Raw genomic sequence first — 22,564 nt, 5'->3', positions numbered from 1 at the left:
GCCCCCCCCCCCCCCCCCACAGCCGGGGCACTTCCTCGAAATCGCCTCGCTTCATCCGCCACTGGCGGCGCTTCGGCGATTTCCCCGCCATTCCGTCACCGGCAGACGATCACTTCTTGTATAATCCGGCAGAAAAATGACGAATCGTATTGCTTTTTACGCCCGCTCCAGCAGCTTTTCACCGGCCCGGAAGATATCTCCCGCGCCCACGGTGAGGATCAGGTCCCCGGGCCGGGCCAGGCCCGCCAGGGTGTCGGCCACCTTGTCCAGGGTGGAGCAATAGATGGCCCCGGGGATCTTCTCCGCCAGGTCCCGGGAGGAGATGCCCAGGACGTTCTGCTCCCGGGCGGCGTAGATCTCCGCCAGCACCGTCACATCCGGCAGCTGAAGCTCCCGGACGAAGTCGTCAAACAGCGCCTTGGTGCGGGTGTAGGTGTGGGGCTGGAAGGCGCAGATCACCCGGTCATAGCCCATGGACCGGGCGGTGGTCAGCAGGGCGTGAAGCTCCGCCGGGTGGTGGGCATAGTCGTCATACACCGCCGCCCCGTGATAGCTGCCCTTGTGCTCGAACCGGCGTCCGGCCCCGTGGAAATCCTCCAGGCCCAGGGTGACGGCCTGGCCGGGGATCCCCAGCACATAGGCCGCCGAGGCCGCCGCCAGGGCGTTGAGAATGTTGTGCTTGCCGGGAATGTGCAGGTCCACATGGGCATACAGCTCCCCGTGGATCATCACGTCGAAGCTGGCGCAGCCGTCGAAAAACGCCACGTCCCGGGCATAGCAGTCCGCCGTCCGGTCCGCCAGGGAGAAGGTGAACACCGGGTGGCTCAGGCCCGCCACGGCGTCCCGGGCCCCCTTATCGTCGGCGTTGGCAATGACATAGCCCCGCTGGGGCACCAGATCGGCGAAGGCGTGGAAGGACCGCTCGATATCCGCCAGATCCCTGAAAAAGTCCAGATGGTCCTCTCCCACGTTCAGGATCACCGCCACCGTGGGGAAGAAATTCAGGAAGGAATTGCAGTATTCGCAGGATTCCAGGATGATGGTGTTTCCCTTGCCCACCCGATAGCCCGCATGGAGCATGGGCAGGGTGCCGCCGATCATCACGGTGGGGTCCGCCTGGGCCGCCATGAAGATGTGGGTGGCCATGGAGGTGGTGGTGGTTTTGCCGTGGGTGCCGGAGATGCACAGGGCGTTTTCATAGTGCTGCATGATAGCGCCCCAGGCCTGGGCCCGCTCATACACGGGGATGCCCCGGGCGATGGCCCCGGCGATCTCGGGATTCTCGTCGTGGATGGCAGCGGTGCGGATCACCAGGTCGCAGTCCTTCAGGTTCTCCGCCGAGTGGCCGATGGCCACGTCGATGCCCTGGGACCGGAGCTGGCGGACGGTGTCGCTTTCCGTCATGTCCGAGCCCTGCACCCGCAGGCCCATGCCCAGCAGCACCTCCGCCAGGGGACACATACTCACCCCGCCGATGCCGGCCAGGTGGGCCCGGACCCCGGGCTTGAGAAAGGTTTTGATATCTATGGTAGGATGCATCATATTGGGTCCCTCCCGCATTTGGAAAATTCGTATCCTATATTATACTATACCCCGCCGGAGTGTGCAACTCACATACCCCACAAAAAATGACTTCTGTTGCAAAACCGGGAAATTTCTGCTATAATGCGGGGCAAAAGGAGGGGATTGCTATGCGACTGGACAAATATCTGAAGGTATCCCGCCTCATCAAGCGGCGGACGGTGGCCAACGAGGCCTGCGACAATGAGCGGGTCAGCGTCAACGGCCGGGTGCAGCGGGCGTCCTACGAGGTGAAGCCCGGGGACAGAATTGCCATCCGCTTCGGAGCCAGGACCCTGGAGGTGGAGGTGCTGTCGGTGGCGGACAACGTGGGCAAAGCCGATGCCGCCGCCATGTACCGGGAAATCGGCGGGACAACTCCGGGACAAAGCTGAGACAGCCCCGGGACAGACCGGGACAACCGGTATAATTTTTCCCGCCCTCTCATACACATGGGATATTCGATTGAAATATTCCATTGTTGATATGAGGGGGCGGTTTTTTTATGGCGTATGAAACGGGGCAGCAGCTGTATCACCGGGTGGAGCTGGAGGGCCGGGACAAGCTGACGGTGTCCGGGGTGGAGGACGTGGAGCGGTTCGACGAGGGCTGCATCGTCATGGCCACCTGCGAGGGGACCCTGGTCGTCACCGGAGAGGGGCTGCACATCGGCAAGCTGAGCCTGGACGGCGGCGAGCTCCAGGTGGACGGCCGGGTGGAGGCCCTGACCTATGAGGAGCAGCAGGCTCCCCGGGGGTCCTGGCTGACCCGGCTGCTGGGCTGAGGGGACGGATGGAGAACTATGTGGCCGGTCAGCTGGCCGCCCTGGGAGCCGCCGTGGCCCTGGGAGCCGCCGGGGGCCTGGTATATGACCTGCTGCGGGTGCTGCGCCGCAGGCGGCCGGGGCTGACCCATGCCGCCGACGCGGTGTTCGGCCTGATGTGCCTGCTGGGGGCCCTGTGGGCCCTGACCCGGGTAGGCGGCGGCGAGCCGCAGCTGTATCTGCTGCTGGGAGCCGGGGCGGGGATGCTGCTGTATCTGCTGGCGGCTGCGCCGCTGCTGCGGCCCCTGTGGGAATTCTGGGCCGATGTGGCCGGGGAGCTGGCGCGGCTTTTGCGGCTGCCCCTGGATTTTTGCCGCCATCAGGCAAAAAAATTGCTGCCGGAAGCAAAAAAGGGCTTCCATTCTGCGGCAAAGTACGCTATACTAAATACATATAGGTGGAAGTGTTTTCTACGACCAAAGGATGACGCACGGAAGGGAGTCCGCAGACATGGCAAGAAGCAAGAAAAAGCCCGTCAGCCGCAGCCGCGTGGCGGCTCTGCTGGTGATCGTGGTGCTGGTGGCCGCCGCAGGGGCAGGCATCGTCCGGATATACGGCAGCCGTCTGCCGGAGCTCCGCAGCAAGAGCCAGGCGCTGGAGGCCCAGATCCAGCAGACCGAAAAGCAGAATGACGCCCTGCGGTCCGACCTGGAGCACCAGGGAGATCAGGACTTCATCCAGGGTCTGGCCCGGGATGATCTGGGCCTGGCCTCCGACGGCGAGCGCATTTTTTACGACGTGAACAACTGACACGCCACACTTTCGAAGGGAGCAGATAGATTCGTTTATGGAATTAACGGTTGGGACCATTATCACCGGGAAGGTGACCAGCATCACCAAATTCGGCGCATTTGTGGCGCTGCCCGATGGAAAATCCGGGCTGGTTCACATCTCTGAGGTGGCCGGCACCTTCGTCAGCGATGTCCACGATTTCCTCACCCAGGGGCAGGAGGTACCCGTGAAGGTGCTGTCCATCTCGCCGGAGGGGAAGATCAGCCTGTCCGTGAAGCAGGCGCAGCCGCCCAAGCCCCGGCCTCCCCATGGCGACCGTCCGGCACGGCCCCGTGGCCCCCGTCCCGCTCCCGCCCGTTCCGTCCCCGCCCAGCCCGCCGCCCCGGCGGAGCTGTCCTTTGAGGACAAGCTCAAGCAGTTCATGTCCGTGTCCGACAGCAAGCAGTCGGAGCTGAACCGCTACATGGCCTCCAAGCGGGGCGGCCGCCGCCGCAAATAATTCCGTCAAAATCCTGCCGCGGGCCGGAGCCTGCGGCAGGTTTCTTTGACCCTAAAACCGGCAGCCATGCCGCAGAGGCGGACGGCCTTGTCCGTCCCCCGCTGCCGAATTCGATTGCATTCCGTATATTTCGACCGTAAAATTGCAATACGTATTTAAAATTCCCCATCATCCGCCCCCCGGCTTGCATCCCCGGGGGCGGTATGGTATGATAAAAGGTAAGAAAGAAAGGGGGCGAACCATGCAGCGATGGAGTCCGGAGGTCATCCGCTATCTGCACACGGCGGCGGACCGCAGCCGCTACTATACGGACCTGGCCCGGGAGCTGGGGGCGTTCCTGCACCCGGAGGACCGGGTGTGCGACGCCGGGTGCGGCCTGGGTCTGCTGAGCTGGGCCCTTCTGCCCTACTGCGGACACGTCACCGCCATAGACCGCTCCCCGGCGGCCATCGCCGACCTGACCGCCCGGGGCCATGACCCCCGGCTGACGGCCCTGACCGGGGACATCCGGGACCTGCCGCCCCAAAAGCCCTATGACGCCATGGTGTTCTGCCTGTTCGGCGGCACCGATGAGATTCTGGACATCGCCGCCCGGCAGTGCGGCGGCACAGCCCTGGTGGTGCGGCGGGACTTCCGGCAGCACCAGTTCAGCTCCGGCGTCCGCATGGCGGGCCACACCGCCGCCGACATGGAGCAGGAGCTGCGCCGCCGGGGACTGACCTGCACCCTCCGGCGGTTCACCCTGGAATTTGGCCAGCCCTTCCGGTCCGTGGAGGACGCCCTGGCGTTTTTCCGGCTGTACAGCCGGGACGGGACGGCGCCTGCCCGGCAGGAGCTGGAGGCCCGGCTGGAGCCGTCCCCCTGGCCGGACTATCCCCTGTATCTGCCCAATCCCAAGCCCCTGTGCCTGCTGGCCATCCCGGCAGGTCAGCTGAAGGAGGGTTCCCATGGATAAAATACTCATCTGCGGCCCCCGGGGGGTGGGGAAAAGCACCCTCATCCGGCGACTGACGGCCCTGTATCCCGGCCCGGTGTCGGGCTTTGTCACCAAGCGGGAGACCGTGGCGGACGGCGAGGGCCTGTTCCCCATTTACATTCACCCCGCCGCCTGTCCGGAAGCCCGGCGGCAGTACGGCCCGGAGAATCTGATCGGTCGGTGCGACAGCCGCCGCAGTGTCCGCTGTACCCCGGTCTTTGATGACTGGGGCCCCCGGCTGCTGGAGGGGCCGGGCCTGCTGCTGATGGACGAGCTGGGCTTTTTAGAGCGGGACGCCCATCGGTTCCAGGAGGCGGTGCTGGCGGCTTTGCAGGGTGACCAGCCGGTGCTGGCGGCGGTGAAGAACCGGAACGACCCGTTTTTGCAGGCGGTGCGGGGCGTCCCCGGCGTCCGGGTGCTGTATATCACCCGGGAGAACCGGGAGGGGCTGTTCCGCCTGCTGAAGCGGGACCTTGCACAGGCCGAATAATCACAAAAAACAGCGGTGGGCTTTGCCTGCCGCTGTTTTTCATATTGCTGTTACTTTGTCAGTCAATGATGCGGGTGAAGCTCATGCCGCTTTTCTGCATATGCACGTCCAGCCGGACCCGGTCGCCCCGGATATAGCTGCGGGTATACTCATAAATGCGGCCGTCCTCGGTGCGGGTGCGGCGCTGGTGATAAAAGGCGCAGCTGCCCGGCTCCACCCCCAGCAGGCTGGCCCGGGGGGCGTCCAGGATCACGGATTCATAGCTGTCCTCGGCGGAAAAGGGTGTGATCCCCACATGATACAGCAGGCTGTAAAAGCTGTGGGTCTGGACCATTTCCCGGGTGAGGTTGGGATAGATGTACTGGGGATAGTAGGAGGTTTCCAGGATCAGCGGCTCCCCGTCCACGTTGCGGACACGGGTGAAGCAATACACCGGGGTTCCCTCCTGCAGGTCCATCCGCTGGCAGATGGCCCGGGTGGGGATCACCACGCCGAAATCCACCAGGGTGGACGACGGCGTCTTGCCCAGGGAGGAGACCTCCGTGGTGAAGGAATAGCGCACGCCCCGGCGGTTGTTGTTGGGGTCGGCCACAAAGGTGCCCTTGCCCCGCTTGCGGACCACCAGTCCCTCGTCCTCCAGCTCGCCGATGGCCTGGCGGGCGGTGTTTCGGCTGATATCCAGCGCCCGGCACAGCTCCGCCTCCGACGGCAGCAGGTCCCCGATTTTCAGCGCGCCGGAGGAGATCTCCCGCTTGATGATGCCCACCAGCTGGGCGTACAGGGGAATGTTGCTGCTCAGGGACAGCTTGCTGTCCAGGATCGCATTGTGTTCCATAAGATAAGACCTACCTTCTCCGGCACCATGTTGTACCGCATACATTTGGGATATTCTGATTGTACCATATACATCCGGAAAAAGATAGCCCCTATTTTACAAATTTATGACATAGATTTTATGTATTTCGCCAATCACCCTCCGGAAGTGGACGACCTCAGTCTCCCTCCCGCATGCGGTAGCCCACGCCCACCTCGGTGAAGATGTACTGGGGCTGGCCGGGGGTGTCCTCGATCTTGCGGCGGATATTGGCCATGTTCACCCGGAGGATCTGGTTGTCGGCCTTGGCCTTGGGGCCCCACAGCTCCCGGATGATGAAGTCATAGGTCAGCACCTTGCCGGCATATTTGCCCAGCAGGGCCACGATCTTGTATTCGTTCACCGTCAGCTTGGCGTTTTCGCCCCGGATCAGCACCTGGTGCTTGTCATAGTCGATGGTCAGGTCCCTGGCGGTGAATTTGCCGGACTGGGCGATCTGGGAGTTGGCCAGGGTGGTGCGGGTATGGCGGATGGCAGTGCGGATGCGGGCCAGCAGCTCGGAGGTGCCGAAGGGCTTCACCAGATAGTCGTCGGCCCCGTAATCCAGCGCGTCCACCTTGTCGTGCTCGTGGTTCCGGGCGGACACCACCACCACCGGAAGATTGGACCACTTGCGCACGGACTTGAGCACCTCCATGCCGTCCATATCCGGCAGACCCAGGTCCAGGACGATCAGGTCCGGGCAGTGGGAGGCAATCATGGTCAGCGCTTCTTCACCGCTGCCCACAATGATGGTATCGTATCCGCTGGCGTTGAGGACCATGGAGATGAAATTGCTGATGCTCTGCTCATCCTCCACGATCAGAACCTTATCCTTGATCTTCATGTTCATCCTCCTCCAGGGGCAGGTCCACCGTGAACCGGGCGCCGCCCCCCTTGATATTTTCTCCTTTTATTTTGCCGCGGTGGGCTGCCACCACGGTTTTGCACACAGACAGGCCGATGCCCATGCTGCGGGTGCTGTCCCCCTTCTGGGCGCTCTGGGTGCCGTCGAACAGGTTGTGCAGCCGTCCCTCCGGGATGCCCCGGCCATTGTCGCACACGGTGAACCGGGCCCATTTCCCCTGTTTTTCCAGGGATACCACCACCCGGGTGGTGGTGACGCCGTGGACGGCGGCGTTTTCCAGAAGGTTCGTCATCACCTGCTGGATCAGCAGCGGGTCCATGGGCACCAGGAAGAACTCCTCCGGAAGCTCCACCCGGACGTCGATCTGCGGATACTGCCGCCGGAATTTGCCCACGGCCCCTTCGATGACCTCCTCCGCCGCCTCCGGCGTTTTGGTGACCTGCGCGTCCTCCCCCGCGCCGATGCGGGTGATGGACAGGAGGTTTTCCACAATATGGATCAGCCACTGGGCGTCCTCGTTGGCATTTTTCAGCAGCTCCCGCCGCTGCTGGGGCGTCAGGGTGTCATCCTGCTCCAGCAGGACGTTGGTGGCCCCCACGATGCCCGTCAGCGGGGTGCGGATGTCGTGGGACACCGCCCGCAGCAGGTTGCTGTGGATCTTCTCCCGCTCCGCCTCCCGCTCCATCTCGCTGACCTTCTTGGCCCGGCTGGTAACGATACCGGTCGCCACGCAGATGGTCATCATCACCAGGAACGTCAGCGGAAAGCCCGCTAGCGTGAAGCTGACCTCCCAGAAGGGCGGGGTGAAGATGTAGTCCACGCTGAGCACGGCGAACACCGCGATGGTCAGGCTGAAGAAAAACCCGTCCGTCAGCAGGGCCGTCAGAAACACGTCCAGCAGGAAGATCATGGACACATAGCTGGTGTCGTTGTTGGGGTCGAAGTTCCGCAGCACCAGACAGAACCCCACCGAGATCAGATACAGCGACACGGATACGATAAAATCCTTTCCGGAATAAGACAGCAGGTCCGTCCGGAACAGGCGAGTCCGCCTCAGCCACTCGTCGGGCCAGCGGATCTGAAAGCGCTTCATGGCTGTTTTTCCCCTCCCCGCGCCTGTAATGTCATTATTGTACCATATTTCGGCGTTAAGAAAACGCTAAAATCATGTTAAGAAGCGAAATTTTTTCGGCAGGATCCGCGCATGTAAAATATCACAGCCGGGGGTTGCAATTTCCCCTGCCGCCCTGTATAATAAATTCGACATACTCCACCAGAGGCAATGTGGCCGCAAAGGCCCCCTGCGGGTCAGGCGCATTGATGAACAAGGGAATGGGGACGAGCCCCGCGTTGACCAACACCGTGTGTACCAAGGCATCTGTCCGTCGGCGAAAGCCGGTCATTGGAAGGCACTCCTTCTGAGATGGCAGGACAGACCCGCCGCTTGAGGTACGAGTCGGGAGACCTACTGTGTGCACACGAATAATTTCCAAAAACGGTTATGGTGTTATTCTGCGATGGCAGAATAACACCATTTTTTGTTTATCCGGGAGGAAACGGTATGAAAAATCGCAAAACCTATCTTCTGCGGGGACTGCTGGTGCTTCTGGCGGCGGCCCTGGTGCTGGCGGCGGCCCTGCCGGGGCTGGGCCTGTCCACCGGCGGCCCCACGCCCCTGCCCCAGGCCCAGGCGGACCCCCTGCGCCCGGAGGGGCAGTCCCAATCGCCCCAGACGCCTCCGAACCAGCCGGAAGAACCGGACACCCCCCAGGAGCCGGACACCCCCGATGAACCCCAGGAGCCGGAACAGCCGGATACCCCGGATCAGCCCGACCAGCCGGACACCCCCCAGGAGCCGGACACCCCGCCCGAGGACCCCGGCCAGGACCCGGACCCGGACGCCCCGCCCAAGGACGACGGCCCCCGGGACGACACTCCCGGCGGCGCCGATCCCACCCCCGGCCCCTCCGACGACGCCTCCCCCCGGATCGTCACGGACCTGTGCAGCGGCGAGATCACCTATGACCAGCTCACCGGCGACACCCTGCATTTTTACGCCTATATTCTCAACGCCAACGGCCAGACCCTGAAGGTCAAGCTCCGCAACAGCCAGACCTCCCAGAACGGCCAGTACCTTACCGCCGACGGCCGGAACTATCAGGCCCGGCTCTGCCGGGGCGAGACCAACTACTTCACCCTCTACCGCAAGGACGGCAATAAAACCGTCCAGGAGGTGAACTACGCCATCCGCTACGCGGCCCAGAAGGCCGACCAGCGCCACCCCACCATCGGCGACCATCCCCCCACCATCGTCACCAACTTAGAGGGCGTCACCGAAACCACCAACCGCAACTTCACCCTGACGGTGCAGGCCACCGCCTACACCGGCCGCTCCCTGCCGGAGAGCAATATCCAGGTATACCTGGACGGCAAGCGGGTCCTTCAGCCCACCGGCAACCCGGTGTTCGAGTACCAGCTTCGCTTCCCCGACCCCTTCTCCGGCGACAGCGAGGCCCACACCATCTCCATCCGGGCCTGGGACGGCCAGGGCAACTCCCGCTATGTGTCCTACCGCATCATCTACCGCTTTGTGGACACCGGCGACGTCATCGGCACGGCCTATGTGGTCCTGGACATCACCACCATGGGCATGGGCCTGCCGGAGGAGCCCTTTGCCGTTCAGGTGCGCCAGAACGTTCCGGCGTCCTACGCCGTTATGGAGGCCCTGGAGGAGTGGGGCTATGAATACGAATACAGCGGCTCCCCGGACGTCGGGTTCTATCTGCGCCGCATCAGCCGGGCAGGGTTCATGGACTATCCCGACATCCCGGAAAACCTCTGGGCCAAAATCCTCCGGGACGGCCTGAACCTCACCGGCCAGCACGACAACGACAGCCTGGGCGAGTTCGACTATACCCAGGGCTCCGGCTGGATGTACTCCATCGGCGGCCAGACCTACGCCGGAAAGGGCCTGTCCAATTACTTCCTGTCCTCCGGCGACACCCTGTATCTGCGCTTCACCCTGGCCTACGGCAAGGACATCGGCGGCTATGACGCCACCGGCGGCAATTACGGGGCCCTGTCCACCTACTGCGGCCGCTGGATCAACGGCCAGTACATCGACGAGCACCGCTGGGGCCAGCCCCAGCAGACCACGGCCCCGGACTGCACCCACCCCGGCCAGGCCGCCGTCACCTGCCAGGTGTGCGGCGACGTGGGCCAGACCCAGGAAATTCCGGCCCTGGGCCACGACTTCCAGGAAACGGAGCGCCGGGACGGCGTCATCATCTATACCTGCTCCCGATGTGGGGAGCGGAAGGAGGAGCCCATTCCATGAGAAGATCCCTGGCAGGCGCTCTGCTGGCCCTGATGCTGGCGGCGGCACTGATCTGCCCCGCCTGGGGGGAGGATTTCCGCCCCCTGCTGGAAAACCGGCCCCTGACGGCGGGAGACTCCGTATCCGACTGGCTGGCCGTCGCCTCCGGCCGGGCCGGGCTTCAGCGGCCGGACTATCTCCGGGACCTGGAGTCCTATGTCACCTCCATGTACCGGGAAAACGGCGGTCTGGACCGCATCAAGGCCACCGAGTGGCACCGCATCACCCTGGCCGTGCAGGCCCAGGGCGGGGACCCCACCGCCTTTGGCCGGGACCGGGAGGGAAAGCCCATCGACCTGGTGGCCGAGGGGACCTATAACTGGTCCCGCTCCCGCTCCCTGGGGGCCCAGGGGCTCAACGGCTGGATTTTCGCCCTGATTACTCTGGACAGCGGCGGCTTCGCCGTGCCGGAGGGGGCGGCCTATACCCGGGAGGATATGCGCCGGGCCATTCTGTCGGCCCAGACAGAGGAAGGGGCCTTCGGCCTCTCCGCCGGGACGGCGGACGTGGACATCACGGCCATGGCCCTGCAGGCTCTGGCCCCCTATCAGGAGGACCCCGCCACGGCGGAGGCCATCCGCCGGGGGCTGGAGTGGCTGTCCGGCCAGCAGACGGAAAACGGCGATTTCGTCAGCTGGGGGGACCCCAACGCTGAAAGCACCGCCCAGGTGCTCATCGCCCTGTGCAGTCTGGGCCTGGACCCGGAAACGGACCCCCGCTTCATCCGGAACGGCCGCACCCTCCGGGACGGACTGCTGTCCTATCGCACGGCGGAGGGCCTGTTCCGCCACACGGCGGAGGGCCTCGAGGACCTGATGGCCACCGAGCAGGCCATTCTGGCCCTGCAGGCCCTGGACCGGCTCCAGGCAGGCCAGGGGCGGCTGTACGACCTGCGGGATATTCCCCCGGCGGCCTCCGCCCATGCCTCCCCCCTTCCCTGGCTCATCGCCGGGGCGGCGGGCCTGGCGGCGGCGGGCATTGTCATCATCGTTATAAGAAAGAGGAAACGCGTATGTACGAAATAACCCGGAATGTTCTGGCGGAAGTGAAGAAGGCCATCGTGGGCAAGGACGACGTGATCTCCAAGGTGTGGATCGCCCTGCTGGCCGAGGGCCACGTCCTGCTGGAGGACGTCCCCGGCGTGGGCAAGACCACCATGGCCCTGGCCTTCTCCCGGGCCCTGGGGCTGGACACCAAGCGCATCCAGTTCACCCCGGACACCATGCCCTCGGATATCATCGGCTTCTCCATGCCCGGAAAGGACGGCATGGTCTACCAGCCCGGGGCCATTATGACCAATCTTCTGCTGGCGGACGAGATCAACCGCACCTCCAGCAAAACCCAGTCCGCCCTGCTGGAAGCCATGGAGGAGGGCCAGGTGACGGTGGACCGCGTTACCCATCCCCTGCCCCGGCCCTTTGCGGTGCTGGCCACCCAGAACCCCGTGGGCTCCGCCGGGACACAGGACCTGCCCAATTCCCAGCTGGACCGCTTTCTCATGAAGCTCAGCATGGGCTATCCGGACCTGCAGAGCCAGATCCACATTCTCCGGGATCGCAGCGGGGAGGACCCCCTGACCCGGGTGCAGGCCGTGGCGGACCGTGAGGCCCTGTGCGAGGCCATCCGCCGGGTCCGGGCCGCCCACATCGCCGACCCCGTGTATGACTACATTGCCCGCCTGACCGAGGCCACCCGCAGCCACCCTATGGTGCGCCTGGGCATCAGCCCCCGGGGGGCCCTGGCCCTGTGCCGGTGCGCCAAGGCGGCGGCCTTTGCCGCCGGGCGGGACTTCGTTCTGCCGGAGGACGCGGCGGAGCTGGTTCCCTATGTGTTCGGCCACCGGCTGATGCTGTCCTCCCGGGCAAAGCTCAACGACTATACCCCCGAGGCCATTCTGGCCCAGGTGCTGGAGGAGACCCCCGCCCCGGCCATGACGGAGCGGACCCTATGACCCAGGCGCTGTGGGTTCTGTGCCTTCTGCTGCTGGCGGCGGGGTATATCGCCGCCCCCTCGGGGCCGGTGCTGGCGGCGGGACTGGCGGCGCTGATGCTTCCGGTGCTGTCCTGGCTGGCGGTGCTGCTGTGCCGCCGGAAGCTCCGGGCGGAGCTGTCCTGCCCGGCCTCTGCGGAAAAGGGACGGCCCGCCGCCGTCCGCCTGACCCTGCGCCGTCCCCGGGCCCTGCCGGTGGGACGGGTGCGGTTTCACCTGGCGGCGGAGAACACCGTCACCGGCGAAACCGCCTGCATGACCCTGCCGGAGGGGGAAAGCGCCGTGTCCGGCCGTCTGTGCGGCTGCCTGACCCTGCGCATCACCGGGGTCACGGTGTGGGACGCCTTCTCCCTGCTGCCGGTTCCGGCCCCCTGCCGGGCCCGGGGCCAGCTGTGCGTCATGCCGGATACCTTTCCTCTGGATATGGAGGATTTTCAGGCCCTGCGCCCCCGGCGGGAGGGCAGCGTCTATGACCCCGGCCGCCGGGGAACGGACCGGACGGAGACCTTCCAGGTCCGGGACTACGCCCCCGGCGACAGCCTGCGCCAGGTCCACTGGAAGCTCTCCGGCAAAACCGGGCGGCTGGTGGTCCGGGACCCGGCCCGGCCGGTGGACCACCGGCTGACGGTGCTGGTGCTGCGGCAGAAGGCCCCGCCCCCTCTGGCGGACACCCTGATGGAGGCGGCGGCCTCCCTGTGCCAGGCTCTGGAGGGCCGGAGCTTCCGGCTGGCCTGGAACGGCCCCGAGGGCTATGAGAGCCGCACCCTGGGCAACCAGGAGCAGCTGGCCCAGGCCCTGCCGGAGCTGATGAAGTCCCCGGCCCAGGAGTCCGACCCGCCCCCCTGGCAGGAGGCGGGCACGGTGATCTGCCTGTGCTGCCGGGTGCCGCCGGACCTGCCGGAAAACGCCCTGGTGCTGCGGTGCAGCCAACAGGGCGGCGAACCCGGCGTCTTTATCCCGGAGCAGATGCCCCAACAAATCCAGCAGTGGATCAGGAGTGCGCAATAACGTGAAAAAACCATCATCCTCCATCCGAATAAAGAAGCCCGCCGGCGGAAAACCCGCCGGCCCCGGGGCCCTGCCGGGGGGCGTCGTGTTTCTGGCGGGGCTTTGGGCCGGGGTGTGGCAGTGGCTGCACCCGGCGGGAAGCCTGGCCCCGGCGATCCTCCCCATAGCCGCAGCCGCAGCCGCCCTGTGCCTGGGCCTGCTGGTCCGGTGGGAAAAGCCCGGACGGCTGACGGCCCTGGCGGCGGTGCTGGCCGCGTGGCTAGCGTGGGCCGTCCTGTGCCGGAATCGGCTGACCGCCGCCGCAGCCGCCCTGGGAAACCTGGCAATTAGCCGTCTGCTGCTGCAGACCGGTCGGTATCACCCGCCCTATTCCGGCGGCGGCAGCGTCTGGCCCCTGGTGCTGACCCTGGCGGTCCTCACCGGCGGAGTCACGGCGCTGGCCCTGCGCCGCCGGTGGCCGGGGTTCTGCCTGGCCGTGGGCCTGGCGGCGCTGGTGCTGCGGCTGATGGGCCTTCTGGAGGGGGACTGGCCGCTGGCGGTTCTGCTGGTGGGCGGGCTAATGTGCCTGCTGCCCCGGCAGGGGCTGGGGCGGCAGGCGATGCTGGCCGGACTGTCCCTTTTTGTTGCGGCTTTTTGCGCCCTTGTCCCGCTGATCCCCGGCCTTGTCCCGGCACAGGGGAACGGCGTCTTTCTGCACCGGCTGCGGTACGAGTCCCATCCCTCCCCCCTGCCGGAGGGGGACCTGACCCGGCCCCACGGCTCCGGCAGCCAGACGGCCCTGACCGTGACCATGGACCGGTGGGAGCCCCTGTATCTGCGGGGCTTCGCCGCCGGGGAATACACCGGCCGCAGCTGGCAGCCCCTGGAGGGGGAGGCCCTGGCGGCCCAGTCCGACACCCTGTATACCCTGCAAAGGGACTATTTCTTCCCCTCCACCCAGGTTTCCGCCGCCTGGCAGGACGTATCCGGCGGCGAAAGCCGGACCGTCACCGTGGCCAACGCCGGGGCCTGCCGCCAGCGGCTGTATCTGCCCTATGGGGCGGCCACGGATGCCCTGGACGCCGCCGACCTGGCCGGAGAGGGGGGCCGCGTCCCGGCGGACGCCGTCACCCTGTCCGTTTACCCGGTGGAGGACAGCTATCTCTTGCAGGACGCCCTGTCCCGGTCCGGGGACGACACTCCCTATCGCCAGGGGGAGGCGGTATACCGCCAGTGGGTCTATGACCACTATCTGACGGTGCCCCAGAGCACCTATGAGGCCCTGACCCGGGCCTTTGCCCCGGAGAGCGATATGACCACCACCCAGGCCAAGGCGGCGGTGCTGGCCTGGCTTTCCCAGAGCGTCAGCTATCGCCAGGGGGCCTCAGTGTCCGGCGGCGACATCGCCGCCGCCATGGCCTCCGGCGGCCAGCAGGGCAGCGACATCCACTATGCCACCCTGGCGGCTCTGCTGCTGCGGTGCTGCGGCGTCCCGGCCCGATACGCTGAGGGCTACGTCGTGACCCGCCAGCAGGCGGAGGCCATGGTCCCCGGCGGCACCCTGACCCTGACGGAGCAGAGCAGCCACGCCTGGACGGAGTATTATCTGGACGGCGTGGGCTGGCTGCCCTTTGACGCCGCCCCAGGCTATACGGACCTGGTGGAATACCGGCTGCCGGAAAACGGCCCGGAGGGAGAAAACGGCCAGGGGGACACCCCCGTGCCGGACACCCCCGTTCAGGAGCGGGAGCCGGAGGTCGTCCCGGAGGAGGAACAGCCCCAGGACCGGCGGGCGGAATATGTCCGCAATGCCCTGCTGACCCTGGCGGCGGCGCTGGCGCTGGGACTGCTGGCCCTGACCGTCCGCGCCCTTCTGGGCCGCAGGCGGCTAAAGCAGGCGGCGGCCCGGTATCAGGATCCGGACTGCCGCATGGGGTGCGGATACATTCTGTGCGCCGTCCATGACCTGCTGGGTCAGCCGGGCCTCCCGGAGGATCCCCTGTCCCCGGAGGACGCGGAGGACCTGGTGTATCTGGAGCGGGAGGTGTGGTACAGCGGCCACACCATGACGGAGGACCAGCGGCGGCGGTGCCTGGCCCTGCTGGAAAGCGCCCGCCGGGTATGGCGGGAGCAAACCCCGGCCCTGCGCCGGTTTGCGGCAAGATTTATCACCTGCAAGGTGTTTTGAATAGAGAAAGAACAAAGGAGGAAACATCACATGAGAGTTACCAAACGCCTGATGGCCGCGCTGCTGGCGTGCCTGATGCTGCTGTCTCTGCTGCCGGTTCCGGCCTATGCGGCAGACGACGGGCGCATCGCCCTGCTGGCCGTGGCCCAGGACGGCTATGTCATCGAGCCGGAGTATATCGGCTATCGCTCCGGCGACACGGTGAAGGACGTGCTGAAAAACAGCGGCCACACCTTCTCCGGCATCGACAGCGGGTTCATCACCGCTGTGGACGGCCGGACGGACAACTATTCCCTGCACTACGACGGCGACGGCTATGCCTTGGACGCCTCGGCCAAGGGACTGACGGCCATCTGGTTCACCACCAACGCCAACCAGAGCTACGGCGAGAATCTGCTGCACCTGGCGGAGCGGATGGCGGCCTACAACACGTCCACCAACGGACTGAAGGACTACGCCGCCGCCAAGGAGGCCTATGACGCCGCCCACAGCGGCTTCTATGCCGCCGCCAACGCCGCGGCGGCCCCCCTGCGCACCGCCCTGGAAAACGCCATCGAAAAGTTCGAGACCTTCCAGGCGGGCGACCGGGTGACCGTGACCATCGCCGCCACCCAGGACGGCAATGCCGTGACCCCGGCGCAGGCCACCTTCACCAGCGAGTTCGGCACCGTGACCACCGTGAAGAACGCCGGTTCCGTGCAGCTGGTGCCCGCCACCTATCAGTTTGACCTGTCCGACGGCGGCATCAACCACGTCCGGGGCACCGTGGAGGTCACCGCCCAGGGCGCGGCTGTGTCCGCCCCCCTGCCCTCCGGCAAGTGGATCAAGGAGCTCCGCCTGGGCATCGACAACCAGTGGAAGGACGGCGAGGACGTCCCCAAGTTTGACGAGACCGACGGCGGCGCCACCTTCTGGGTGCCTGACTATTCCTATGGCACCCTGTATCCCTACATGGTCCCCGGAGACGGCATCGGCACCGCCGAGGGGCAGATGAACGTCCGGGTATACCTGGCCGGGGTGGAGACCCTGCCCAAGTACGCCCGCTCCTGGCAGAGCAAGGCCACGGCGCTGAGCCGGGTCCTTCCCGGCAGCAGCCTAGAGGGCGGGGACGTGGTGCTGGAGGCCCGGTATGCCGTGGACGGCTACGAGCAGTATCAGCCCTATACCCTGCACGTTCTGCGCACCCCCAGCCTGACGGACCTGGTAGTATCCGACGCCTCCGCCCGGCTGAAGCTGGACTTTGACAAGAAAACCCTGAGCTATACCGTGGCCACCACAGAGGACACGGTGACCGTTACCGCCTCCCCCCTGTGCGCCCAGGCCAAGCTGACCGTTGCCGGGAAGGCGGCCCAGGGCGGCGCTCCCGTGAACGTGACCTGGCCGGCTGCCAGAAGAACGGCAAGGGGCAGTACATCATCCCCGTGGAGCTGACCTTCGAGGGCCGCGCCGTCACTTATACGGTGCTGGTGGAAAAGCGGGAAAGCGTTCTGGTGACCCTGGAGCATGAGCAGGATGTGACGGTGGAGCTGACCAACAACGCCGGGGCGGTGATCGCCCCCCGGCAGCAGACCGGCACCGCCGACGTGTACGCCCTGGTTCCCGGCGACAGCTACACCTATGTCTCCACCAAGAACAGCTATTTCCACACCACCGCCGCCGTGAAGGCCTCCGCCGGGCTGACGGTGCAGGTGCCCACCCCCATTGTGGAGGACTGGCTCAAGGGGCTGGACGCCAAGAGCGGCACCTCCGCCAAGGCCATCCCCTATCCCATGACCCCGGCTTTCAGCGCAGGCGTCCACGAGTATGACTTCGCCGTGGAGTCCAACAACGCCTCCTTCTTCCTGAACCGGGCCAGGACAGACAGCACCTATGTGACCACCATGGTCTATTACGGTCACTATAACACCAACTTCGCCGACAAGCTGTATGAAAAGGTGCTGACCTCCAAGGACGATGGCTACGGCTCCGTGGCCAACTTCATGGCCGCCGGCGGCCATGGCAACTCCATGGAGCTGCAGGTGGCCCAGGCCAAGGCCGTAGGCGGCGTCACCTTCTATCAGAGCTATCTCATCTCCGCCCACCGGGTCATGACCCTGAACTCCATGAAGCTGGCGGACAACAACGGCAGCGCCCTGCCCCTGAACCAGAAGGACGATGCATCCAAAGCCTTCGACAAGCTGGTGCTGGATTACACAACGTCCCTGGGCCAGCGGGTGCCGGAGATCCAGCTGACTCTGCGCCCCCTGTCCGGCTATAGGCTGGACGCGGACATGACCGTTACCGTGGCCTGCGGCGACTGGAGCCAGACCCTGACCTATGACGCGGACAACAGGCCCAACGTCCTGCGGACGGTAAACGTTCCCCTGAACACCGCCCTGCAGACGGAGGCCGTCACCGTCACCGTTTCCCACAGCGAGCCCACCTCCGTAGCGCAGACCTATTCCATCCGGATCAACAAGCTGCCGCCGGTGGAGACCACCGTCACCACCGACCCCGCCGACGCCACAGTGTTCCTGACCAGCAACGTCAACGGCCAGCGGATCCTGCCCGGCGAGACCGGCACCTATACCCTGGACACCAACGGAGCCTATACCCTGGTGGTGACCCGCAGCGGCTATGTGGGCCAGAAGCTGGACGTGATCGCCGGGGAGGACAGCAAGAACATCACCGTGAAGCTGGAAAAGGCCCCGGAGAGCAGCCACAACGACATTCTCCAGCCCGGTGACTGGCCCCTGTTCCGGGCGGACAGCAACAACAACGGCGTGGTCAGCGCCCCCACCCCCATCACCGCCGAGGACGCGGTGCTGGTGTGGGCCAACAAGGTGGGCGAGGGCTACGGCGCCAGCGCCGCCTCCTGCCCCATTATTGCAGGCGGGTATCTCTACGCCTATGCCCGGGACAAGCTGCTGAAGATCGACAAGGACACCGGCGCGGTGGTGGGCGAGGGTACCATGGTCACCAGCTCCTCCTTCGCCATCAACTCCCCCACCTATGCCGACGGCATGATCTTCGTGGCCCTCAGCGGCGGCCGCATCCAGGCCTTCGACGCGGAGAGCCTGGAGTCCCTGTGGGTGTATACCGATCCCCTGGGCGGTCAGCCCAACTGCCCCATCGCCTACTGCGACGGGTATATCTACACCGGCTTCTGGAACTCCGAGACCAAGCAGGCCAACTTCGCGGGCATCAGCGTTACCGATGAGGACCCCACCCAGACCCAGGAGGCCAAGCTGGCCGCCTGGACCTATACCCACAACGGGTTTTACTGGGCCGGGGCCTATGCCTGCGAAAACTTCGTCCTGGTGACCACCGACGACGGCGACAGCGGCTATACCACGGGCTACGGCTCCGTGCTGTCCCTGGATCCCAAGACCGGCGTGCTGCTGGACCAGCTGAAGGCCACCAACGTGGGCGACCTGCGCAGCAGCGTGTGCTATGACCCCGCCACCGACGCCTATTACTTCACCTCCAAGGGCGGCGACCTGTATCAGGTCCGCACCAACGAGGACGGCACCTTCGTGAAGGGGTCCCTGAACCGCCTGCACCTGGACAACGGCGGCAACGACGACAACACGCCGCCCATGTCCACCTCCACACCGGTGATCCACAACGGTCGGGCCTATATCGGCGTGTCCGGCGTCAGCCAGTTCGGGGCCTATTCCGGCCACAACATGACCGTGGTGGATCTGGAGAGCTTCTCCATCGCCTATACCGTCCCCACCCAGGGCTATCCCCAGACCAGCGGTCTGCTGACCACGGCCTATGAGGACCAGGACGGCTATGCGTATGTGTACTTCTTCGACAACTATACCCCCGGCAAGCTGCGGGTCCTGCGGGATAAGCCCGGCATGACCGAGGTGGACCACACCTACACCACCATGGAGACCTATAACGGCGATTCCGGCGAGGTCACCATCGAGACCGGGTATGTGCTGTTCACCCCCAGCGGCGCACAGGCCCAGTACGCCATCTGCAGCCCCATTGTGGACGGCGAGGGCAACATCTATTTCAAGAACGACTCGGCCTATATGATGCGGCTGAGCAGCCGCGTCACCGCCCTGGAGATCACCCGGCAGCCGGAACGCACCGTCTATGAGATCGGCGAGACCTTCGACGGCGCCGGCATGCAGGTGACGGCCCTGCTGGCCAACGGCATGACCCGGGACGTGACGGACTATGTGAAGTTCACCGCCGAGCCCCTGACGGCGGAGGATACGGAGATCACCGTGTCCCTGGACCTGACCCGGCTGGACATCCCCGGCGGCCCCAACTGGGTGTTCTATCAGAATCGGGACGGCCAGACCGGCCAGGAGTGGATCTGCCCCACCGGCACGGTGAACATCGAGCTGAAGGACGGCCATGTGTACGGCCAGCCGGTGTGGACCTGGAACGACGATTTCAGCGCCTATGCCGAATTTGCCTGCACCGTGAATCCCCGGCATGAGAAGCTGCATCTGGACGCCCAGGTCACCAGCGAGATCACCACCGGCAGCTCCTGCCTGGAGGGCGGCGTCCGCACCTATACCGCCAAGGTGGTCCTGGACGGCGTCACCTATACCGACGTCCGGACCCAGCCCATTCCCGCCGACGGCCACAAGCTGTCCGCCGTGGCGGAGGTCCCCGCCGCCTGCACGGAGGGCGGCGTCAAGGCCCACTGGGTGTGCACCGTGTGCGGCAAGCTGTTCAGCGACGCCGATGGCAAGAACGAGACCACCCTGGAGGCCCTGACCATCCCCGCCACCGGCCACAAGACCCAGCTGGTGGGCGCGAAGGCCGCCACCTGCACGGAAGATGGCTATACCGGCGACGAGGTCTGCACCGTCTGCGGTGAGACCATTAAGAAGGGCGAGGTTATCCCCGCTCTGGGCCACAAGACCCAGCTGGTGGGCGCGAAGGCCGCCACCTGCACCGAGGACGGCTACACCGGCGACGAGGTCTGCACCGTCTGCGGCGAGACCGTCAAGAAGGGCGATGTCATCCCCGCTGCCGGTCATCACTATGAGGATGGTAAGTGCACCGTGTGCGGCGAGACTGATCCCAACTATAAGCCCGATGAGCCTGTGCAGCCCGAGAATCCCGGCGTCAAGACCGGCGATGAGGCTCACACCGCTCTGTGGCTGGCTGCGGCCTCCGTATCCCTGCTGGCTGCCGCTGCCCTGCTGCTGGGCAAGAAAAAGCACCTGAGCTGACCCCAAAAAATCAGGTAATAGCAATAGCCCCGGGACGCTATCGCGTCCCGGGGCTATTTGTTGCTTATGGGGGAAAAAGCGGTCAGCTCAGGCGCTTTTTGCGGCCGATGGTCAGGGCCATCAACAGGGCGGCCGGGATCATCTCATAGCCGCATGCGCAGGGTGAGCAGTATGCTCAGGACGCGTTCTTTCATAGCTTCGTTTTCTTTTCTTTGTCCTCCGGGGCCGCCGGGGCGGCGGCCTGTGCTTCCTCCGACAGGGAAAACTCATAATGCATGGCCAGGGCCTGGAACAGCTTCTGCATCACCTGCTCCGCCACGGTGCGGATGTCCAATCCCTCCACAAAGCGCAGAATCTGCCGCACCTCCTCCTCCGGGACCTTATAGCCCCGCAGGCTCAGGGTCAGGAACATCCGCAGCTTCTTCTCCAGCGTCAGCGTCCCATCGCAGGGGCGGACCATGTAGCCCCGCATAAGGCCGGCGGAGCCAAGCTCCAGGGCGTAGAAGTCCTCCTCCGTCAGCTCCGGCTGATAGGGGCCGAAGATCCGGTACAGCTCCCGGGCGGTGGCCCGGAAAATAAACTCGGACACCTCGCTGTGGGTATAGCTCTCCACATAGATCTCCCGCAGGTTCTCGTTCAGCTCCGTCAGGGTCATCTGGATGGCGGTCTCCGCGGCGTAGACATAGGCGGGGGGCAGCTGCTTCCCGGTGACGTCCCGGGCCATGGAGAACTGGTTGGAGAACATGAACTCCGCCAGCTCCGTCAGGACGCCGTCCTTGGCCCGGAAGATATTCTGGAAAATGCTGTTGGACACCGCCGCCTTGTGAACGATCTCCGCCACGGTGGTTTTTTTGTAACCCTGCTCCAGAAACAGCTTGACGCAGACCGTCAGGATCCGTTTTTTGGCGGGCAGACTGGCGCTTGTGATGGTCGTAATACGCACTTCCTTCCATGTGTTTGGCATGCATGCCATAATTGTAACAGAGATTTTCGGAAAAGGCAAGGGGGATTTGGAAAAAAGCCCCGCGCCCCGGACGGGACGCAGGGGGCGGGTCAGAACAGGTCCAGGGTGTTGTCCAGATACAGGGCCTCCCGGACGTGGATATGGTACTCCGGGCGGGTCAGGTAGTGCAGCAGGAACTCCAGCAGCAGGGCGGTGCCCAGGCTGCGGCCCTCGATCTTGAACTGGGAAAAGCCCATGGGGAGATAAACGTCCCGGATATCGTTCACGCCGATGAAGCCGGGGTTCTCCATGGCCCGGGAGAAGCGATAGCCCCCGGCGGCGTCCGGGGCGGTGCAGCGGTGGACGGGACCCTCCAGGCCCAGGTTCTCCCGGCTGACGGACCGGTAGCAGGCGGCCCGGTCCCGGCAGCCGAAGGCGCAGCACTCGTTGCACAGAAGCTCCGCCTTGTCCCGCAGGGCCTGGGGCAGGGTGTCCAGCTGGCGGAAGGCCCGGTTCAGCCGGAAATCCGCCACCACATAGCGGAACTCCGGCCGCTCCAGCTCCCGGCGCAGCAGGGAAAAATCCGTCAGCACTTTGGTGGTGGAGGAGACGAAGTACAGCCCGGGATAGGTCCGGCGCAGATGGTCCAGCAGCAGGTCCGAGTGGACGATGACTCCGTTCTGCGGGCCGGGGCTTTCCGCCAGCAGGCGGCACAGCCGGTTGCAGCGGGGGTCCGACAGGTGCTCCGGCCGCAGCAGGGAGTTGCTGAAGGTCAGCCGGGCGGAGATGCCGTATTCCCGGGTCAGGGCCAGCACCTCCCGGGGGTCCCGGTCCCCGGACCCCACCCGGCCGCCGCCCCAGATGCAGTCCGCCGGTGCGCCATACAGGGAGGCGATGCGGCACCAATCGTAAAAATACTCCCGGTGCTGCCGGAACAGCGGCAGAAACACCCGGTAAAAATCGTAAAATTCAAACAGGCCCGGCAGATGATAGCAGGCGGCGGATGCGGACATGGCGAAACGGCTCCTCCCTTGTGCGGATACCCTTACTGTACCACGCCGCCGGGAAAAAGGCAAGAAAACAGCCCCCGGCGG

20 protein-coding genes and 1 pseudogene are annotated in these 22,564 nt (G+C 65.3%); 14 read left to right on the top strand and 7 right to left on the bottom strand.

Annotated features, from left to right (window positions below):
• Positions 1–156: 156 nt before the first annotated feature.
• Complete coding sequence (murC, locus tag LKD37_RS10095; RefSeq protein WP_302929100.1) at positions 157–1,542, bottom strand: UDP-N-acetylmuramate--L-alanine ligase; 1,386 nt, start codon at positions 1,540–1,542, stop codon at positions 157–159.
• A gap of 149 nt (positions 1,543–1,691) precedes the next feature.
• Here murC and LKD37_RS10090 point away from each other — a divergent pair, with 149 nt between their 5' ends.
• From LKD37_RS10090 to LKD37_RS10060, 7 genes and pseudogenes are all read left to right on the top strand, one after another.
• Complete coding sequence (locus tag LKD37_RS10090; RefSeq protein WP_302929099.1) at positions 1,692–1,955, top strand: RNA-binding S4 domain-containing protein; 264 nt, start codon at positions 1,692–1,694, stop codon at positions 1,953–1,955.
• A 110-nt stretch (positions 1,956–2,065) separates the two neighbouring features.
• Positions 2,066–2,344, top strand: a complete 279-nt coding sequence (locus tag LKD37_RS10085; RefSeq protein ID WP_302929098.1) for a YabP/YqfC family sporulation protein — start codon at positions 2,066–2,068, stop codon at positions 2,342–2,344.
• Between the two features lie 8 nt (positions 2,345–2,352).
• Positions 2,353–2,547, top strand: a pseudogene (locus LKD37_RS17745) (hypothetical protein); the annotation flags it as partial.
• A gap of 286 nt (positions 2,548–2,833) precedes the next feature.
• Entirely contained in the window at positions 2,834–3,133 is a 300-nt protein-coding gene (locus LKD37_RS10075) for an FtsB family cell division protein (RefSeq protein ID WP_302929095.1), read from the top strand.
• Positions 3,134–3,170: 37 nt separating this feature from the next.
• Entirely contained in the window at positions 3,171–3,614 is a 444-nt protein-coding gene (locus LKD37_RS10070; RefSeq protein WP_302929094.1) for a S1 RNA-binding domain-containing protein, read from the top strand.
• Positions 3,615–3,855: 241 nt separating this feature from the next.
• Entirely contained in the window at positions 3,856–4,569 is a 714-nt protein-coding gene (locus LKD37_RS10065) for a class I SAM-dependent methyltransferase (RefSeq protein ID WP_302929093.1), read from the top strand.
• A complete protein-coding gene (locus LKD37_RS10060) occupies positions 4,562–5,080 on the top strand; it encodes a nucleoside-triphosphatase (protein WP_302929092.1) in 519 nt (172 codons plus the stop codon). Before LKD37_RS10065 ends, LKD37_RS10060 begins: the two co-directional genes overlap by 8 nt.
• 58 nt (positions 5,081–5,138) lie before the next feature.
• Here the strand turns inward: LKD37_RS10060 and LKD37_RS10055 are convergent, their stop codons facing one another.
• The 4 genes from LKD37_RS10055 to LKD37_RS17830 form a co-directional block, all read right to left on the bottom strand.
• Complete coding sequence (locus tag LKD37_RS10055; protein ID WP_302929091.1) at positions 5,139–5,915, bottom strand: GntR family transcriptional regulator; 777 nt, start codon at positions 5,913–5,915, stop codon at positions 5,139–5,141.
• A gap of 157 nt (positions 5,916–6,072) precedes the next feature.
• Positions 6,073–6,780 (bottom strand): response regulator transcription factor, encoded by a 708-nt coding sequence (locus tag LKD37_RS10050; protein WP_302929090.1) that lies wholly within the window; start codon positions 6,778–6,780, stop codon positions 6,073–6,075.
• Positions 6,764–7,894: a sensor histidine kinase gene (locus tag LKD37_RS10045; RefSeq protein WP_302929089.1), complete on the bottom strand. Its 1,131-nt coding sequence runs from the start codon at positions 7,892–7,894 to the stop codon at positions 6,764–6,766. Before LKD37_RS10045 ends, LKD37_RS10050 begins: the two co-directional genes overlap by 17 nt.
• A 121-nt stretch (positions 7,895–8,015) precedes the next feature.
• Complete coding sequence (locus tag LKD37_RS17830; protein ID WP_431833249.1) at positions 8,016–8,204, bottom strand: hypothetical protein; 189 nt, start codon at positions 8,202–8,204, stop codon at positions 8,016–8,018.
• A 158-nt stretch (positions 8,205–8,362) separates the two neighbouring features.
• Here LKD37_RS17830 and LKD37_RS10040 point away from each other — a divergent pair, with 158 nt between their 5' ends.
• The 7 genes from LKD37_RS10040 to LKD37_RS10010 all read left to right on the top strand — a co-directional run bounded on the left by LKD37_RS10040 (position 8,363) and on the right by LKD37_RS10010 (position 20,527).
• Positions 8,363–10,138 (top strand): hypothetical protein, encoded by a 1,776-nt coding sequence (locus LKD37_RS10040; protein WP_302929088.1) that lies wholly within the window; start codon positions 8,363–8,365, stop codon positions 10,136–10,138.
• Positions 10,135–11,202: a prenyltransferase/squalene oxidase repeat-containing protein gene (locus LKD37_RS10035; RefSeq protein ID WP_302929087.1), complete on the top strand. Its 1,068-nt coding sequence runs from the start codon at positions 10,135–10,137 to the stop codon at positions 11,200–11,202. The genes LKD37_RS10040 and LKD37_RS10035 overlap by 4 nt, the downstream gene beginning before the upstream one ends.
• Entirely contained in the window at positions 11,190–12,128 is a 939-nt protein-coding gene (locus tag LKD37_RS10030; protein ID WP_302929086.1) for an AAA family ATPase, read from the top strand. The genes LKD37_RS10035 and LKD37_RS10030 overlap by 13 nt, the downstream gene beginning before the upstream one ends.
• The gene (locus LKD37_RS10025) at positions 12,125–13,174 is read left to right on the top strand and encodes a DUF58 domain-containing protein (protein ID WP_302929085.1); all 1,050 of its coding nucleotides are present in this window, start codon (positions 12,125–12,127) and stop codon (positions 13,172–13,174) included. The genes LKD37_RS10030 and LKD37_RS10025 overlap by 4 nt, the downstream gene beginning before the upstream one ends.
• Before the next feature lies 1 nt (position 13,175).
• Positions 13,176–15,341, top strand: coding sequence for a transglutaminase TgpA family protein (locus LKD37_RS10020; RefSeq protein WP_302929084.1), 2,166 nt, complete (start codon positions 13,176–13,178; stop codon positions 15,339–15,341).
• A gap of 30 nt (positions 15,342–15,371) precedes the next feature.
• Positions 15,372–16,772, top strand: a complete 1,401-nt coding sequence (locus tag LKD37_RS10015) for a hypothetical protein (RefSeq protein ID WP_302929083.1) — start codon at positions 15,372–15,374, stop codon at positions 16,770–16,772.
• Positions 16,773–17,110: 338 nt separating this feature from the next.
• Positions 17,111–20,527 carry an outer membrane protein assembly factor BamB family protein gene (locus tag LKD37_RS10010; RefSeq protein WP_306414451.1) on the top strand — a complete coding sequence of 1,139 codons (3,417 nt, stop codon included), beginning with the start codon at positions 17,111–17,113 and terminating at the stop codon, positions 20,525–20,527.
• Between the two features lie 190 nt (positions 20,528–20,717).
• Here LKD37_RS10010 and LKD37_RS10005 read toward each other — a convergent pair whose 3' ends face one another.
• Together LKD37_RS10005 and LKD37_RS10000 are read right to left on the bottom strand one after the other, a co-directional pair.
• Entirely contained in the window at positions 20,718–21,491 is a 774-nt protein-coding gene (locus tag LKD37_RS10005) for a TetR/AcrR family transcriptional regulator (protein WP_302929082.1), read from the bottom strand.
• An 89-nt stretch (positions 21,492–21,580) separates the two neighbouring features.
• Positions 21,581–22,483: a hypothetical protein gene (locus LKD37_RS10000; RefSeq protein ID WP_302929081.1), complete on the bottom strand. Its 903-nt coding sequence runs from the start codon at positions 22,481–22,483 to the stop codon at positions 21,581–21,583.
• Between the last annotated feature and the right edge of the window lie 81 nt (positions 22,484–22,564).

This window comes from Brotocaccenecus cirricatena (genome assembly GCF_020687045.1).
GTDB classification, from domain to species: domain Bacteria; phylum Bacillota; class Clostridia; order Oscillospirales; family Oscillospiraceae; genus Vescimonas; species Vescimonas cirricatena.
The sequence above is the reverse complement of the archived record's forward strand: the minus strand, read 5'-3'. Positions and strand labels throughout refer to the sequence as shown.